We start from the raw sequence: 19,175 nt of genomic DNA on the forward strand, positions 1-19,175 counted from the left end.
GCACGGCCACGTCGCCGGAGACCAGGTCGGTGAGGAGCTGTTCGGCCAGCGCGACCGGGGTCGGGTAGTCGAAGACCAGCGTGGGCGCCAGCTTCAGGCCGGTGATCCCGTTGACGCGGTTGCGCAGCTCGACCGCGGTGAGCGAGTCGAACCCGATCTCCTTGAACGGCCGCTCCGGCTCGACGGTGTCCGGGTCGGCGACGCCGAGCACGGCGGCCACCTGCACGCGGACCAGGTCGAGCAGCATCCGCTCGCGCTCCGCGGCCGGCATCACGGACAGCCGCTCGACGAGCGTGGTGTCCTTGGCGATGCCGGCGGCCGCGGCACGGCGGCCGTTGCCACCCGCGAGTGCCCGGAACAGCGGCGGCACCACACCGCCCCTGCGCAGCGCACCAGCGGCGAACGCGACACCCAGCAGGATCGCGTGGTCACCCGCCATCGCGTTGTCGAACATCGTCATGCCCTGCTCGAGCTGAATGGGCTCCATGCCGCTGCGGGCCATGCGCGCCAGGTCGGCCTCGTCGAGGTGACCGGTCATGCCGGACCGCTCGGCCCAGACACCCCACGCCACCGAGGTGGCGGGCAGACCCTGGTCGCGGCGGTGCTGGGCCAGTGCGTCCAGGAACGAGTTCGCGGCCGCGTAGTTGGACTGGCCCGGTCCGCCGAGGATGCCCGCCGCCGAGGAGAACAGCACGAACGCGGACAGGTCCAGGTCCTTGGTGAGCTCGTGCAGGTTCCAGGCCGCGTCCACCTTCGGCTTCATGACCTTGGCGAGCGTGCCGGCGTCCTGCGACGCGAGCACGCCGTCGGACAGCACACCGGCGGTGTGGATCACCGCGGTGAGCGGGTGTGCCAGCGAACCCAGCAGCGTAGCGAGCGCGTCGCGGTCGGCGGCGTCGCAGGCCTCGATCCGGACGTCGGCACCCAGCTCGGTCAGTTCCGCGGCCAGTTCGGGAGCCCCGTCCGCCGCGAGACCGCGGCGGCTGGTGAGGACGAGGTGCTTGATGCCGTGCTCGGTGATCAGGTGCCGGGCGACCGCGGCCCCGAGGGTGCCGGTGCCGCCGGTGATCAGTGCGGTGCCGTCCGTGTCGACCTCGCGCGGCACGGTGATGACGACCTTGCCGATCTGCTTGGCCTGGCTGAAGAACTGGAACGACTCCTGCGAGCGGCGCACGTCCCACGCGGTGAACGGCAGCGGCGTGATCTCACCCTTCGCCGCCAGCTCCGCGACCGAGGACCAGCCCGGCGCGATGACCGCGATCGGCGCGCCGAACAGCTCGAACGGCAGGTAGCTGATGTGCGGGTGGGCCTTCGCCACGTCCTCGGGGTCGCGCAGGTCGGCGATGCCCATCTCCAGGAACCGCCCGCCCGCGCGCAGCAGCCGGAACGAGGACTCGATGAACTCGCCGGTCAGCGAGTTCAGGACGATGTCGACGCCCTCGCCGTTCGTCGCGGCGCGGAAGCGGTCCTCGAACTCGGTGGTGCGGGAGTCGCCGATGTGGTCGTCGTCCAGGCCAAGGGCACGCAGGGTGTCCCACTTGCCCTTGCTGGCCGTGCCGAACACCTCGACACCGCGGGCCTGCGCCAGCTGGATCGCGGCCAGACCGACACCGCCTGCGGCGGAGTGGATCAGGAGCCGCTCGCCCGCCTTCATGTGCGCGAGGTTCAGCAGACCGTGGTAGGCGGTGGTGAACACCAGCGGGATCGACGCGCCCTCCGCGAAGCTCCAGCTCGCGGGCAGCGGCGCCAGCATCTCCTGGTCGGTCACCGTGACCGGGCCGATCGAGCCGGGGAACATGCCCATCACGCGGTCGCCCGGCTTCAGGTCCGTCACGGCCGAGCCGACCTCGAGGACGATGCCCGCGCCTTCCTGGCCGAGACCGTTGTGCATGGGCGCGAGGCCCAGCACGTTGAACACGTCGCGGAAGTTCAGCGCGCACGTGCGGATCGACACGCGGACCTTGGTCGGCAGCAGCTCGCCGTCGAACCGGTCGTCGGCCACCAGCTCCAGGTCGGAGATGGTGCGGCCGGTGGTGTGCAGGCGCCACACGTCGGTGCCGGGTGCCTCGAGGCCGGGCGTGCGCCGGGCCAGGCGCGGCACGAGGACGTTGCCCGCGCGGACCGCCGCCTGGTCCTCGCCGGTGGCGAGCGCGGCGGCCACCGCGTCGGCGGTGGCGTCCTTGTCGCCGAGGTCGACGAGCGCGAACCGCTCCGGGTTCTCGGTCTGTGCACTGCGCAGCAGGCCCCACAGCGCCGACGACGGCAGGTCGCGGACCTTCTCGCCGCCGTTCACCGCGACCGCGCGGCTGGTCAGCACGACCAGCTTGGACTCGGCGAACCGCTCGTCGGCGAGCCAGGCCTGCAGGTGACCGAGCACGCGCAGGCTCTCGGCGTGCACCTCGGCGGGCAGGCCGGCCGTGTCCGTCGTGGCGTGGACCGCCGCGGGCAGCAGGACCACCTCGGGCACGTCCGTGATCGCGGCGACGTCGGCGTAGGAGGTGAGGCCGCCGAAGTCGCCGATGACCGCCCAGCCGTCGGTCGGGCCCGGCTCCTCGGTCTCCGTGGGAGCCACCCAGTCCAGCGCGAACAGCGGGTCGTCGTTGCCGCCGCTCTTGCGCAGCGCGGCCAGCTGTTCCGCGGAGATCGGCCGCAGCAGCAGCGACTCGATCTTCGCGACGGGTGCGCCGTTCTGGTCGAGCAGGTCGAGGCGGACGGTGTCCGCACCGGCCGACGACACCCGCACCCGGAGCGTCCGGGCGCCGGTCGCGTACAGCGACACACCGGTCCAGTGGAACGGCACGTGCCCGGCGCCGTCGAGCAGCGCGCCGGCGCCGATGGCGTGCAGCGCCGAGTCGAGCAGTGCGGGGTGCAGCCCGAAGTTCGCGGCCTCGTCCCGCTGCTTGCCGGACAGCGTCACCTCGCCGAGCACCTCGTCACCCGCGCGCCACGCGGCACGCAGGCCCTGGAACGCCGGGCCGTACTCGTAACCGGCGTCGGCGAGGTTCGGGTACAGGTCGGCCACGTCGATCTCGGTGGACCCGGGCGGCGGCCAGGACGCGAACGTCGGCACCAGCGCGGGCACCTGGTTCGACAGGGTGCCCGCCGCGTGGCGGGTCCACTCCTCGCCATCGGCGCCCTCCCCGCCGTCCGGTCGCGAGTGGACGGTCACCGAGCGCACGCCGTCGTCGTCCGGCGCGGACACGTTGACCTGCAACTGGGTCGCCTGGCCCTCGGTGAGGACCAGCGGGTTCTCGATGATCAGCTCGTCGAGCTGCGCGGCGCCCGCGACGGTGCCCGCCTTGATCGCCAGCTCGACGAACAGCGTGCCGGGCGCGAGGGTGGCGCCCTGCACCGTGTGGTCGGCGAGCCAGGTGTGCGTCGACTGGCTGATCCGGCCGGTCAGCACGAAGCTGTCACTGTCCACAGGGGACACGACGGCGCCGAGCACCGGGTGCCGCGCGGTCTCGAGGCCCGCGGAGCGGATGTTGCCGCCGGTGCCGCTGGGGATGATCCAGTAGTGCTTGTGGTCGAACGCGTAGGTCGGCAGGTCGGCCAGCTCGGCGTCGGTGCCCGCGTACGGGGCGGTGCGGTCCACGGTCGCGCCGCGGGCCCACAGGGTGCTCGCCGCGGTCAGCACCGCGTGCGGCTCCTGGCGGTCCTTGCGCAGCGCGGCCACGAGGGCAACGGTGTCAGTGCCAATGCCGACGACATCGTCGAGGCACTCCTGCGCCATGCCGGTCAGCACACCGGACGGGCCGACCTCGACGAACGTGGTGACACCCGCGTCGGCCAGCGTGCGCACGCCGTCGCAGAACCGCACGGCGGCGCGGACGTGCTCGACCCAGTAGTCCGGGGAGGCCAGCTGCTCGGCGGTGGCGATCCCGCCGGTCACGTTGGACACCACCGGGATCGTCGGCTCGTGGTAGGCGACCCCGGCCGTGACCGTGCGGAACTCCGGCAGCATCGGGTTCATCAGCGCCGAGTGGAACGCGTGGCTGACGGTCAGGCGCTTCACGCGCCTGCCCTGCTCCTCGAAGATCCCCGCGACGGCCAGCGTGGCGGCCTCGTCGCCGGAGATGACGACCGAGGACGGGCCGTTGATCGCGGCGATCTGCACCGATCCCTCGCCGCTGTCGGGCAGGTGGGGGGTGATCTCGTCCTCGGTGGCCTGGATGGCGACCATCGCGCCTGCCGACGGCAGCGCCTGCATCAGCGCGCCGCGCGCGGCGACGACCACGCAGGCCTCCGGCAGGGTCAGCACACCGGACACGTGCGCGGCGGCCAGCTCACCGATCGAGTGCCCACACACGAAGTCCGGGGTGACACCCCACGACTCCAGCAGCCGGAACAGGGCGACCTCGACCGCGAACAGCGCGGGCTGGGTGTAGCGGGTCTCGTCGAGCCCTTCGCCGTCGGCGATCACCTCGCGGATCGGGCGCTCCAGCAACGGGTCCAGGTGCTCGGCGACCTCGTCGAAGGCGGCCGCGAACGCCGGGAAGCGTTCGTACAGCTCGGTTCCCATGCCCGCGCGCTGCGCGCCCTGGCCGGTGAACAGGAAGGCGACCTTGCCGCTGCCGGGGTTGCCGGTGATGCCGCCGGCGCCGTCGCGCAGCGACTCCAGCCCGGACAGCAGCTCCTCGCGGGTCGTGCCGACGACGGCCGCGCGGTGGTCGTAGGCGCCGCGGGAGCGGACGAGCGAGAGGCCGATGTCCGCGGGACGCAGCCGCTCGTCACTCGCCACGTGCGACCGCAGCTTCTCGGCCTGGTGGCGCAGCGACTCGGCGGTCTTGGCGGACAGCGTCCACGCCACCGGGCCCTCGTAGGGCGTGGCGCCTGCCTCGACGTCCTCGTGCGGCGCCTCCTCGATGATCAGGTGCGCGTTGGTGCCGCTGATGCCGAACGAGGAGACACCCGCGCGGCGCGGGGTCTCGCGGGACGGCCACGGCTGCGGGTCGGTCAGCAGCCGGACGGTGCCGGCCGACCAGTCGACCTCGGGGGTCGGCTCGTCGACGTGCAGCGTCGCGGGCAGCTCCTCGTGCTGCAGCGCGAGGACCATCTTGATCAGGCCCGCGACCCCGGCGCCCGCCTGGGCGTGGGAGATGTTGGACTTCACCGAACCGAGCCACAGCGGCCGGTCCGGCGAGTGCGACGAGCCGTAGCTCGCCATCATGGCCTGCGCCTCGATCGGGTCGCCGATGGACGTGGCGGTGCCGTGCGCCTCGACCGCGTCCACGTCACCGGGCCGCAGGCCGGCGTCGGCGAGCGCGTCGGCGATGACCCGCTGCTGCGCGGGCCCGTTCGGGGCGGTGAGGCCGTTGGACGCGCCGTCCTGGTTGACCGCGGAGCCGCGGATGACCGCGAGGATGCGGCGGCCGTTGCGCTGCGCGTCGGAGAGCCGCTCCAGCAGGACCACGCCGACGCCTTCGCCCCAGCCGGTGCCCTCGGCGCCCTTGGCGAACGACCGGCACACGCCGTCGGGCGACAGGCCGCCCTGCTGCGAGAACTCGATGAAGCTGAACGGCTGGCCCAGCACGGTGACACCGCCCGCGAGCGCGAGCGAGCACTCCCGGTCGCGCAGCGCCTGCGTGGCGAGGTGCACGGCGGACAGCGACGACGAGCACGCCGAGTCCAGGACGATGGAGCTGCCTTCGAGACCCAGCGTGTAGGACACGCGGCCGGACAGGATGCTGCCGGTCGTGCCGGTGACGAGGAAGCCCGACAGCTGCTCGGGCATGTCGAAGTAGTCACCGATGTAGTCGTGGTACATGCAGCCCGCGTAGACCGAGGTCTTGCTGCCGCGCAACGCGGCCGGGTCGATGCGCGCGTTCTCGATGGCCTCCCACGAGGTCTCCAGCAGCAGGCGCTGCTGCGGGTCCATCGCGAGTGCCTCACGGGGGCTGATGCCGAAGAACTCCGGGTCGAAGTTGCCCGCGTTCTGCAGGAATCCACCCCGGTTGACGTAGGTCTTGCCCTTCTGTCCCGGGGTCGGGTCGTAGACGCGCTCGATGTCCCAGCCGCGGTCGGTCGGGAACTCGCTCACCCCGGTGCGCTTTTCGGTGAGCAGATTCCACAGTTCACCGGGCGTGGTGACACCACCGGGCAGGCGGCACGCCATGCCGACGATGGCGATGGGTTCCCGCGCGTCACTGACCAGTCGCTGGTTCTCCTTCCGGAGACGGTCATTTTCCCTGATCGACTCACGCAGAGCTTCGACGAGCTGTTCAGCGGAAGTAGTCATTTTCATCTCCAGTAGAACCGGCGGACCGCGTCTATGCTATCGAAAATCGGACATCGGGTTAACCGACGTAAATGCCGATTGCCCACTTTCGAGAAACCCCCCGGTAATTGTCCGCTTGTTCTTTTCCGGAGAAGCTCGAGATGAATTTTTCTCACCCCGCGATGGAGTGCTGGACGGCGGGAAGTCTGGTGTTCAGGTAGGACACCATCGAGGCCAGGTCCGGGTGGTCGAACACCAGCGTCGGTGGCAGCGACAGCTCGGTCGCCGCGGACAGGCGGTTGCGCAGCTCGACCGAGGCGAGCGAGTCGAACCCCATCTCGTCGAACCGGCGGTCGATGTCCACGTCGTCGACCGCGCTGTGCCCGAGCGAGGCCGCGATCTCCTCGGCCACCAGCTCGCGCAGCGTGGCCAGCCGGGCGTCACCTGCCAGCCCGGCAAGGGTTTCCGCCCACGACCTGTCCGGCGCGACCCGGTCGGCGGCGTTGCGGCGGGTGGTGCGCACCAGCGCACGGAACAGCGGCGGGCACGCCGACCCGAGCGCGGCCAGCGCGGTCGTGTCGAGCTTCAACGGCACCACGCTGTCCCGTTCGGACAGCAGCGCCGCGTCCAGGCGTGCCATGCCTTCCCGCTCCGACAGCGTCAGGAAGCCGGAGCGGGCCATGCGTGACCGCTCCACGTCGCCGAGCTTGCCGGCCATGCCCGCCGACAGCGCCCACGGGCCCCACGCCAGCGACACCGCGGGCAGCCCGGCGGCGCGGCGGTGCGCGGCGACCGCGTCGAGGAACGCGTTGGCGGCCGCGTAGTTCGCCTGTCCCGGGTTGCCGAGCACCCCGGCGAGCGAGGAGAACAACACGAACGCGCCCAGGTCCAGGTTCTTGGTCAGCTCGTGCAGGTTCCAGACCGCGTCGACCTTCGGCCGCAGCACGGCGTCGAACCGCTCGGGGCTGAGCGAGGCGAGCACACCGTCGTCGGTGACACCGGCGGTGTGGATCACCGCGGTGAGCGGGTGGTCTGCCGGCACGTCCGCCAGCACGGCGACGAGCGCGGCACGGTCGGCTGCGTCGCAGGCGGTGATGGTGACGTGCGCGCCAAGCTCGGCCAGTTCCGCCCGCAGGTCCGCCGCGCCAGGGGCGTCCGCGCCGCGGCGGCTGGTGAGCAGCAGGTGCCGCACACCGTGCTCGGTGACCAGGTGCCGGGCGGTGAGCGCGCCGAGCGCACCGGTGCCGCCGGTGATCAGGACGGTCCCGTCCGGCGCGAACACCGCGGTCTTCTCACCGGGCTTCAGCCGTGCCAGCCGTCCCAGGTGGCCGGTGCCGTCGCGGACGACGATCTGTTGCTCGGGGCTCGCGAGGAAACCCGGCAGCAGGTGCCGGTCGGCCTCGCCGATGTCGATCAGCGTGATCCGGCCGGGGTTCTCCGACTGGGCGGAGCGGACCATGCCGACCACGGCCGCGGCAGGCAGATCGGTGACGGCCTCTCCGGCCAGGCCCTGCGCGCCGTCGGTGACGACGACGAGCCGGGACGACGCGAACCGCTCCTCCCCCGACCACGTCTGCAGGTCGGCGAGCGCGGCGTGGGTGGCGGCCCTGGTCGCGTCGGCGACCTGCAGGCCCTTGTCACCGCGCACGTCCAGCACGACGACGTCCGGCACGGTGTCCACTTCGGACATCGCGCCGAGCTCGGTCTCGACGATCGAGGGATTCCGCTCGGTGCCGAGCTGGCCCGCTCCGCTCGTCGGCGGGGGCAGCGGGGACCAGGTGACGCCGAGCAGTGCGTCCACGCCGCGGTGGTACGCGGCGTCGGCCTGTTCGTGCGTCATCGCGCGACCGGCCATGGCACGCACGTGCGCGACCGGCCTGCCGTGCTGGTCGGCGAGCAGGATCTCCACCGCGGACTCGTCGGTGGGCAGCATGCGCACGCGCAGCGCGGTGGCGCCGGTGGCGTACAGGTGCACCCCGGACCACGCGAAGCCGACGGCGACGCTGTCGTCGAGGTACTCGGACGCGCCGAGGATCAGCACGTGCATGGCCGCGTCGAGCAGCGCGGGGTGGAGGTTGAACTCCTTGGTCTCCTCCGCGTACTGCTCGGGCAGCCACACCTCGGAGTACAGCTCCTCGCCGACGGTCCAGGAGTGCCGCAGGCCGCGGAAGTGCGGGCCGAACGTGTAGCCCTCCTTGAGGAACCGGTCGTACAGGTCGCCGAGCTCGATCTCCCGCGCGCCATCGGGCGGCCACTCGGTCATCTCGGCGTGCTCGGGCGGGACGGTCGGCTTGGCCATGCCCGCGGTGTTGGCGAGCACACCGCTGGCGTTGCGGGTCCAGCCCCATTCGGCGGGTGCGTCGTCGAACCGCGAGTACACGGTGAACCGCCGGTTGCCGAGTGGGTCGGGTCTGCCGACGACGAACCGGACGGCGCAGCCACCCTCGTCGGGCACGACCAGCGGGGTCTCGAGGACCATCTCCTCGAGGAAGTCGCAACCGACCTGGTTGCCCGCCTCGATGGCCATCTCGACGTAACCGGTACCCGGCACGATCACCCTGCCGAGCAGCGTGTGGCCGATCAGCCACGGGTGGGTGCGCAGCGACAGCCTGCCGGTGAGGACGACGTCCTCGGTCTCCGGCATGGTCACCACGGCACTGAGCATGTTGTGCCGCACCGGGATCAGGCCGATCCCGGCCGGGTCGCCGCTCGTGCCGGGCTTCAGCCAGAACCGCTGGTGCGTGAACGCGTAGGTGGGCAGGTCGACGCGCCGCCCGCCGCCGAACACCGCGGCCCAGTCGGGGCTGTCGCCGTCGACGTGCAGTGCGGCCACGGCGGCGACCACGGTCTCGACCTCGTCGTGGTTTCCGCGCAGCGCGGGCACCAACGTGGCGGGGTGCTCGAGGGTCTGGCCCGCCATGCCGGTGAGCACGGCGTCGGGGCCGATCTCCAGGTGCCGGGTGACACCGAGGTCCGCGAGGGTGCGGACCGCGTCGGCGAACCGGACCGTGCCGCGGGCCTGCCGCACCCAGTAGTCCGCGTCGATCTCGGTGACCGGCTGCCCGGTCAGGGTGGAGACCAGCGGGATGGCGGGTGTGGCGTGGGTCAGCGTCGCCGCGATGTCCCGGAACTCCGCCAGCATCGGGTCCATGAGCGCGGAGTGGAAGGCGTGGCTGACGGTGAGCCGCTTGGTCTTGTGCCCGCTGCCCGCGAGCTTCGCGGCGACGGCCTCGACGGACTCCTCGGGCCCGGAGATCACCACGGCGGTGGGGCTGTTCACGCCCGCGACGCTGACGTCAGCGGTCAGCAGTTCGGTGACCTCGGCCTCGGTGGCGTTGATCGCGACCATGGCGCCACCGGACGGCAGTGCCCGCATGAGCCTGCCGCGGGCGGCGACCAGCGTGCACGCGTCGGCGAGCGACAGGACCCCGGCGACGTGCGCGGCGGCCAGCTCACCGATGGAGTGCCCGGCCACGACGTCGGGCCGCAGTCCCCACGACTCGAAGAGCCGGTACAGCGCCACTTCGAACGCGAACAGCGCGGGCTGCGTGTTGCCGGTGTCGTCGAGGCCGTCGCCGGACGTGATCACGGCCCGCAGCTCGGGGCCGAAGTGCGCGCACACCTCGTCGAACGCGGCCGCGAACGCCGGGAACGCCTGGTGGAGCCGCTGTCCCATGCCTGCGCGCTGCGCGCCCTGACCGGTGAACAGCCACGCGGTCCTGCCACCGTGCCGGGTGGAGCCGGTGACGAGGTTCCCGTCGAGCGCGGCGAGCAGCGCCTCCCGGTCGGCGCCGACGACGGCGGCCCGGTGCTCCAGCGCGGCCCTGGTCGTCGCGAGGGAGAACCCGATGTCGGCGACCGACAGCTCGGGGTTGTCCTCGGCAAAGGACTTCAGGCGGGCGGCCTGGTCGCGGAGCGCGTCGGCGGACCGCGCCGACAGCACCCACGGCACGACCGGCGACGTGGCGGTGGCCTCGGTGGACTCGGTGACCTCACTGTCCGGTGCCTGCTCGATGATCACGTGCACGTTGGTACCGGTGACACCGAACGACGACACCCCGGCCCGGCGTGGTCCCCCGGTCTCCGGCCACGCCCGCGCCTCGGTGAGCAGCCGCACATTCCCGGACGACCAGTCCACCTCGGGCGTCGGCTCGTCCACGTGCAACGTCCTCGGCAGCGTGCCGTGCCGGATGGCCTGCACCATCTTGATCACGCCGCCGACACCGGCGGCCGCGATCGCGTGGCCCATGTTCGACTTGATCGACCCCAGCCACAGCGGCCGGTCCCGGTCCTGGCCGTAGGTGGCGAGCAGGGCCTGCGCCTCGATCGGGTCGCCGAGGGTGGTGCCGGTGCCGTGCGCCTCGACCGCGTCGATGTCCCGTGTGGACAGTCGTGCGTCGGCGAGCGCGGCGCGGATGACCCGTTCCTGCGACGGCCCGTTCGGCGCGGAAAGGCCGTTCGAGGCGCCGTCGGAGTTCACGGCGGTACCTCGGACGACGGCGTGCACGGTGTGCCCGTTGCGGATCGCGTCGGAGAGCTTCTCCACGACGAGGATGCCGACGCCCTCGCACCAGCCGGTGCCGTCCGCGGCGGCGTCGAACGACCGGCAGCGGCCGTCCGAGGACAGGCCGCCCTGCCTGCCGAAGTCGAAGAACGCCGACGGCGTCGACATGACCGTCACGCCACCGGCCAGCGCCAGCTCGCACTCGCCGTTGCGCAGCGCGTGCGCGGCCTGGTGCAGGGCGACGAGCGACGAGGAACAGGCGGTGTCGACGGTGACCGTGGGGCCGACGAGCCCGAGCACGTAGGAGATCCGGCCCGACCCGGCCGCGGGCGCGGCACCGGTGTTGTAGTAGCCGCCGAGGTCCTCGTCGGAGGACATCATCAGCGTGCCGTAGTCGTCGCCGTTGATGCCCGCGAACACACCGGTCTGGCTGCCCCGCAACGAAAGCGGGTCGATGCCCGCGTGTTCGAGCGCCTCCCACGAGGTTTCCAGCAGCAGCCGCTGCTGCGGGCTCATCGCGAGCGCCTCCCGCGGGCTGACGCCGAAGAACGCGGCGTCGAACCCGGCGACGTCGTCGAGGAACCCGCCGCGGCCGGAGCCCGTCGAGTCGAGCCCGAACCGCTCGGACAGCGCGTTCCAGCCGCGGTCGGCCGGGTAGGGGCCGGTGGCGTCGGTGCCGTCGGCGACCAGCCGCCACAGCTCGTCGGGTCCGTGCGCGGTCGGGTACCGGCAGCCCATGCCGACGATGGCGATCGGCTCCGGCTGCCTGGCCTGCAGCTCACGCAGCTGCTCCTTGGTCCGCGCCAGTTCGGCGGTGACCTTCTTCAGGTACTCGAGGAGCTTGTCGTCGGTCATCCGTTCCTCAATTCATGTCCTGATGGTTCGCTCCGCAAGCTCGCTCAGTGCTTGATGGCTCGCTCCGCATCGCTCACGCCACCCCGAGGTCGTCGATGAAGGCGAACACGTCATCGGCGGAGGCAGCCTTGAGCTTGTCCTCCACCGAGGTGACGGTCCCGGTGTTCGCCTTGTCGTTCAACGCACCCACCAGCGCCTGCAACCGGGCGACGATCCTGGTGCGTTCGATGTCGTGAGCTGGCAGCTCCGCGACGACCCGTTCCAGTGCGTCCAAACTGGACAGAACCGGATCACCGGCTGCTTCGCCGAGCCCGAGCCGCGTGTGCAGGAAGGCGGCGAGTTCGGCCGGGCTCGGGTGGTCGAACACCATGGTGGCCGGCAGGGTCAGCCCGGTGGCGGCGGCGAGCTGGTTGCGCAGCTCGACCGCGGCGAGCGAGTCGAAACCCAGCTCGCGGAACGCCGAGTGCGGGGCGACCGCGTCGGCGGAGTCGTGCCGCAACACGACCGCGGCGCGGGCCCGCACCAGCTCGACCAGCTCCTGCTCCTGGTCGGCCGGGGACAGCTCTTCCAGCCGGGACACCAGCTCCGCGGCCCCGGCGTCCGGCTCGACGGCGTTCTCGGCGGCCAGCACGGCGACGGCGGCAGGCACTCCACGCAGCAGCGGACGGGGCCGGGCGAGCGTGTAGGTGGGTACGAACCGGGCCCAGTCGATGGCGGCGACCACCAGGTTCGGGTCACCCTCCCCGATCGCCCGCGCCAGCGCCGCGAGCGCGAGCTTCGGTTCCATGGCGTCGAGTCCGTAGCGACTGAGGTCGCCGTCGGCGGCCATCGTGTCGCCCGCCCAGGCACCCCAGGCGACGGAGGTCGCGGGCTTGCCCTGCGCCACGCGGCGCCGCGCGAGCGCGTCGACGTAGGCGTTCGCGGCGCCGTACGCGGCCTGCTGACCGCTCCCCCAGACCGCGGCACCGGAGGAGAACAGGACGAACGCCTCCAGGTCACCGGTGAGCTCGTCGAGGTTGCGGGCGCCGTCGACCTTGGCGCGGCCGGTGGCGGTGAAGTCCTCGATCGTGGTCTCCCCGATCGGCACGGGCACCGGCAGCGCGCTGGCCGCGTGGAACACGGCCGTCACGGGGTACACGTCGAGGAGCGCTTCCAGCGCGACCCGGTCGGCGACGTCGCAGGCGGCGATCGAGACGTTCACGCCGAGCGCGGTGAGTTCGGCGGTCAGCTCGGCCGCGCCAGGGGCGTCGGCGCCACGACGGCTGGTGAGCACGAGGTGTTCGGCGCCGTTCTCGGCGAGCCACCGGGCGAGGTGGGCACCGATGCCGCCGGTACCACCGGTGACGAGGACGGTGCCGCTTGGCTGCCACGGCGTGGCCGGTCCGGCGGGCGCGGGAACCATGCGGCGCGCGTACACCGCGCCGGCGCGCACGGCGAGCTGGTCCTCGTCCGGTGTGGACAACGCGGCGACGAGCAGGTCCGCGTCGGCGTCCGGCAGGTCGACGAGACCACCCCACCGGCCGGGCAGGTCGAGCGCGAGGACCGTGCCAAGACCCCACACCGCGGCCTGCTCGGGATCGGGTGCCTCGCCGGTCGCGTTGACGGTCACGCACCACAGCGGCGCGGTGACGTCACGTTCGCCGAGTTCCTGGACGAGCGTGACCGTGTCCGTCACGGGAAGCAGGGAGACGATGCCGGTGACGTCCCCGGTGGGGAGCGACCCGACCTCGCCCCGCACGACCTCGACGTGCTTCGCCAGCCCGGCGGCGAGCGCGTCGTCGGCGCCGACCACGAGCCAGCGGCCGTCGAGCGTCCCGGTCGGGTCGACGCGTTCCCAGTCGATCTGGTACCGCCAGGAGTCGGCGGTGGTGGCCGAGTCGGCGAGCTCGACCCAGTACCGCTGCCGGTCGAACGCGTAGGTGGGCAGGTCGACAGCCGACGCGCCGAAGGGGGCGAAGAAGGCGTCCCAGTCGACGGCGCGCCCTTCACAGTGCAGCGCGGCGAGAGCCTCGACCGCGGTCCGGTCACCGGGATGCCTGCGCCGCTGGGTGGCGAGGAAGGTACCGGTGGCGCTGTCGGCGGCCATCGCGGACAACACGGCGTCGGGCCCCAGCTCGACGAACGTGCTGACCCCCTCGGCCGCGAGGGTCGTGATCGCGTCGGCGAACCGCACGGTCTGCGCCACGTTGCGGATCCAGTACTCCGGCGTGGTCACGTCGGCGACATCGCCGGTGACGGTGGACACGACGGGAATCGCAGGCTCGGCGTAGGACACCGCGGCGGCGACACGTGCGAAGTCCGCGAGCATCGGCGTCATCAACGGCGAGTGGAACGCGTGGCTGACGGCGAGCCTGCTGGTCTTCCGGTCGGCGAACCTGGCCGCGACGGCGAGGACCTCCTCCTCGGGACCGGAAAGCACGACGGAGCCGGGCCCGTTGACCGCGGCGATGCCGACGTCACCGGTGACCGTCACCTCGTCCTCGCCCGCCTGCACGGCGACCATCGCGCCACCGGTGGGCAGCGCCTGCATGAGCCGCGCGCGGGTGGTGACGAGCAGTGCCGCGTCGGCGAGCGTCAGAACACCGGCGACGTGCGCGGCGGCCAGCTCCCCGATGGAGTGCCCGGTCACGTAGTCGGGCCGGACACCCCAGGACCGGAACAGCCGGTAGAGCGCGACCTCGACCGCGAAGAGCCCGGGCTGGGTGTAGGTGGTCTGGTTGAGCAGGTCCTCGTCCTCGCCCCACAGGACGTCGCGCAGCGGGCGGTCCAGGTGCGGGTCGAGCGCGGCGAGCACCTCGTCGAAGGCCGCGCCGAACGCGGGGAAGGCAGCGGCGAGATCCCGGCCCATGCCCAGCTTCTGCGCCCCTTGCCCGGAGAACAGGAACGCGAGCTTCCCACTCGCCGGGGTGGCGGTGACGAGGTCGGTGCCGGTGACGAAGCCGCGGTGCTCGAAGTGCGTGCGCGTGGTGGCGAGCGAGAAACCCACGTCGACGGCGGACAGCTCGGGATGCGCGGAGAGGTGGTCCCGCAACGCGACGGCCTGCGCGCGCAGCGCGGCAGGGGACTTGGCGGACAGCACCAACGGCATCGCGGGCCCGTCACCGGTGGCGGCGGGCGCGGCGGCGGGAACGGCCTCGATGATCACGTGACTGTTGGTGCCGGACAGCCCGAACGACGACACAGCGGCGCGACGCGGGCGGCCGGAGTCGGGCCACGGCTGTTCCTCGGTCAGCAACCGAACCGTGCCTGCCGACCAGTCGACCTGGGGGGTCGGCTCATCGACGTGGAGGGTGCGCGGCAGAACCCCGTGCCGCAGCGCCTGAACCACCTTGATGATCCCGGCAACCCCGGCGGCGGCCTGCGCGTGCCCGAAGTTCGACTTGATGGACCCCAGCCACAGCGGCGACTCACGGTCACGGCCGTAGGTGGACAGCAGGGCCTGCGCCTCGATCGGATCCCCGAGGCGGGTGCCGGTCCCGTGTGCCTCGACCGCGTCGATGTCCGAAGTGGACAGACCGGCGTCGGCGAGCGCGGCCCGGATGACCCGCTCCTGGGAGGGCCCGTTGGGCGCGGTGAGCCCGTTGGACGCACCGTCCTGGTTGACGGCCGACCCGCGGACGATCGCGAGCACCCGATGCCCGTTGCGTTCCGCGTCGGACAGCCGCTCGAGCACCAGCACCCCGACACCCTCGGCCCAGGCGGTCCCGTCGGCCCCGGCGGCGAAGGACCGGCACCGCCCACCTTCGGCGAGCCCGCCCTGCCGGGAGAACTCGTTGAAGGAGCTGGGGGTGGACATCACGCTGACACCACCGGCGAGCGCCAGGGTGCAGTCCCCGCGCCGCAGTGCCTGAGCAGCGAGGTGCACGGCGACAAGCGACGACGAGCAGGCCGTGTCGACGGTCAGAGAGGGCCCGGTGAGCCCGAGCGCGTAGGAAACCCGCCCGGAGGCGACCGCGGGCGTGGTGCCGGTGCTGATGTAGCCGCCGAGGTCCTCATCGGACATGAGGACGGGAATCCCGTAGTCCTCACCCATGAGCCCGGCGAAGACACCGGTGGTGGCACGACGAGCAGCGTCGGCGTCGATACGAGCGTGCTCCAACGCGGCCCAGGAGGTCTCGAGCAGCACCCGTTGCTGCGGGCTCATGGCGGTCGCCTCACGCGGGCTGACGCCGAAGAACCCGGCATCGAACTCCGTGGCCCGGTCGAGGAACCCACCCGACCCGGAAAGGACGGCGGACATCCCGAACGCCCGGGCGAAGACGTCCCACCCGCGATCGGCTGGCAGGGGCGAGATCCCGTCCCGCCCTGAACGCACCGCGTCCCACAAGGAGTCCGCGTCCGAGATCCCACCCGGGTACCGGCAAGCCATACCCACGATGGCGATCGGCTCGCGCGCGGCGGCGACAAGTTCCGCGTTCTCCCGCCGGAGGCCGTCGTTCTCCTTCAGCGAGGAACGCAGCGCCTCGACCAATTCGTCAGACGTGGCCATACCGTCCCCAAACGCGTCGATGTGAACTGCCCGCATACCTCTCGCGTCGAGACTACGGACGCGGGGTATGCGGGCAGCCAGTTGCCGGTAACTACCGGATCAGTCCAGGGCAGGCGTCTTCTCGCGCTGTACTTGAACGTCCGCGCGCTGGGGGAGCTCCGGTGGCGCGGCCTCGGACAGACCGATCTTGTTGTGCAGTGCCCGCAACGGTTTCGGCGCCCACCAGGCAGCACGACCGAGCAACCGCATCCCGGCGGGCACAAGCACCCCGCGGATCAACGTGGCGTCCACCATGATCGCCAGCCCGGCCCCGATCCCGAACATCTGCAGGAAACTGACCCCACCAGTGCCGAAGGCGAAGAAGTTCACCGCGATGAGCACCGCGGCCGTGGACACGATGCGTCCGGTGTGCGAGAGCCCGTCCACCACGGCGGCCCGCCGATCCAGCCCGAGGTCATGCCCCTCCTTGATCCGGCTGAGCACGAACACCTCGTAGTCCATCGACAACCCGAACGCGATGCAGAAGAACAACATCAGCATGCTGGTGTCGAGCGGCATCGGCGTGAAGCCGAGGAACCCGGACAGCCACCCTTCCTGGAAGATCAACACCAGCACACCGATCGTCGCGGACAGGCCGAGCACGTTGAACACCAGCGCCCGGATCGGCTGCAACACGCTGCCGGTGAACAAGAACAGCAGGATGAACGTCGACAACGCGATCAGGCCCGCAGCGAGCGGAAGCCGGCTGCTGATGGCCTCCTTGCTGTCGACCAACGTCGCAGCGGAACCACCGACCTGTGGGTCGGTACCCGCGGGCCCCGCGGTGTCACGAATGTTGTGCACCAGCTCCTGGGCGCCTGCCGACCGAGCGTCGTCCTCGGTGATCACCGCGAGCCGCTGCACCTCCGGCTTCCCCATGGCGGCAGCGGTGGGCGGCACCCCCTGAGCGGCGCCATCGGTGAAGATCCCGGCACTGGACTCGACCCGAGCCACGTCGGGCAACGTGGACAGCCGTCCCGCGTACTCGGCGACCTGCCGCGCGGACACCTCGTCCTGGACGACGACCTGGATGGCCCGGCTGTTGTCATCGGGGAACTCGGACCGCAGGGTGTCACCGACGGTCCGGGTCTGCGTCGACTCCGGCAGCACCCGGTCATCCGGCGTCCCGAACTCGGACTTGAGCACCGGCGCCGCACCGAGCACCAACACGGCGATCACCGGCAGGGCACACAGGATCGGTCGCGCGGACACCACCGAGGCAACCCGCCGCCAGAACGGCGACACAGCGCTGGGCGTCTTCTTGAACCACGACAGCTTCCCGGCGTTGACCCGGTATCCCAGCACCTTCAACAGCGCGGGCAGCACCACGATCGACGTGACCATCGCGATGAGCACGACCCCGATACCGGAGTAGGCGAAGGACCGCAGGAAGAACAAGGGGAAGATGGTCAGAACGGCAAGCGCGACCGCCACCGTCAACGCGCTGAACACGATCGTGCGCCCAGCGGTCTGCACGGTCCGCACCACGGCGTCCTCGACAGACCGCCCGCTCGACAGCTCCTCCCGGAACCGGCTCACCATCAGCAACGCGTAGTCGACAGCGAGGCCGAGACTCAGCGCGGTGGTCAGGTTGATCGAGTAGATGGACACGTCGGTGGCCGACGCGATCCCCGACAGGGCGGCGAACGTGCCGAACACCGTGGCGGCACCGATCAGCAACGGCAGGCTGGCGGCGACGAGGCTGCCGAACGCGAACACCAGGAGCACCAGGATGATCGGCACCGCGATGGCCTCTGCCAGCGCCAGGTCCTTGCCGACCTGCGTGCGGGCTTCGACGGAGGTCATCACGGGACCGCCGAGGGACACGTCGTAGGCGTCGGTCGACGCGTCCACGAACCGGTCGCGGAACTCCTCGGCCGCGGTGAGGTCCTCGTCCTCCAGTTTGACGGCGATCATGCCGTGCCGGCCGTCCTCGGACTTCAGGCTCGGCGCGCCGGTCCCCCAGTACGACACCGCCTCGGCCACGGCGGGATCGTCGGCGATCCGGTCGGCCAGGTCAGTGGCGTCGGCAAGAACCGCGTCGTCGTCGACCGTGCCCGTCCTGGCGGACACCATGGCGACGACGTCGACCTGCCCGCCGAACTCGGCGTTGATGGCGTCGGTCACCTTCGACGACTCGGCCGCGGGGTCAGCGAACCCGTCTGGCTTGAGCTTGCCGAACACGGTGAACCCCACCGCGCCCGCCGCGATCAACCCGAGCAGGGCCACGACGAGTATCCCGCGGGCACGGGTGGCGGCGAAGCGCCCTATGGCAGTGAACATGACAGCTGCGCCCCTGACGAAAGTTGGGGAGTGGGTAACTCCAACGCTCCCAGCCCCGATATCGCAGAGTCAACGCCAGGTCACTCTTTCGTGAGCTTGCGCGCGGCGCGAATATGAGTTCTTCACATACCGCACGTTAATGGTTCATGATCGCATCCTGACACATTCACGGACACGACAATGCCCGACATTCCACGAATGCCGGGCATTGTCCGGTGACGATCAGCCCTCTGGCTGCGTGGCCAGTTCCGTGGTCTCCCGCGCCGCGGCGCGCCGGTGCCTGCGGTGGTCGACGGTGTACTCGTCGAGGCGGAACAGCATCACCACGGCCATGGCGGGCACCATCAGCACGTGCCCGACGACCATGACACCGGTGACACCGGCGACGCCCGCGAAGTAGAACGGGTACATGATCACGAACGGCACGTACATGGCCAGGCACATCTCCAGGATGGGCCGCCAGCGGTGCCCGCGGAACCGCATCCACAGCGCCATGCCGATGCTCATGTTCGTGGCCATCACGAGAGTCCTCGCGACCAGGTTCTCGATCATGAAGTCCCAGCCCAGGGCCTCCCACAGCAGGCGCACCGGCATGGCGAGCACACCCATGGCGATGAACATGGCCGCCGTCATCTCCAGCAGGTGCTGGATGAAATGGCGAGCCGGGCTGTGCCACCAGCTTTTCGCGCCGGTCATGACGCACCTCCGGTTCCTCCGCGACGACTGATACGGACAGTGTCGCATTTTTCGCCCATCATGGGGTAGTACACCACATGAGTATCGAGCAA

The 19,175-nt window shown here is 71.4% G+C and carries 2 protein-coding genes and 3 pseudogenes; all 5 read right to left on the bottom strand.

The features are described from left to right. Positions 1–28 precede the first annotated feature (28 nt). A pseudogene (locus FHR82_RS27990) lies at positions 29–6,250 on the bottom strand (SDR family NAD(P)-dependent oxidoreductase); the annotation flags it as partial. 139 nt (positions 6,251–6,389) lie between these two features. Further along, positions 6,390–11,540: pseudogene (locus FHR82_RS27995) on the bottom strand (type I polyketide synthase); the annotation flags it as partial. Positions 11,541–11,649: 109 nt separating this feature from the next. Beyond that, a pseudogene (locus tag FHR82_RS28000) lies at positions 11,650–16,056 on the bottom strand (type I polyketide synthase); the annotation flags it as partial. A 108-nt stretch (positions 16,057–16,164) separates the two neighbouring features. Further along, a complete protein-coding gene (locus FHR82_RS28005; RefSeq protein WP_184813554.1) occupies positions 16,165–18,387 on the bottom strand; it encodes an MMPL family transporter in 2,223 nt (740 codons plus the stop codon). A gap of 222 nt (positions 18,388–18,609) precedes the next feature. Beyond that, a complete protein-coding gene (locus FHR82_RS28010; protein WP_184813555.1) occupies positions 18,610–19,083 on the bottom strand; it encodes a hypothetical protein in 474 nt (157 codons plus the stop codon). Positions 19,084–19,175 lie beyond the last annotated feature (92 nt).

The sequence above is a fragment of the Actinophytocola algeriensis genome (assembly GCF_014203735.1).
GTDB lineage: Bacteria > Actinomycetota > Actinomycetes > Mycobacteriales > Pseudonocardiaceae > Actinophytocola > Actinophytocola algeriensis.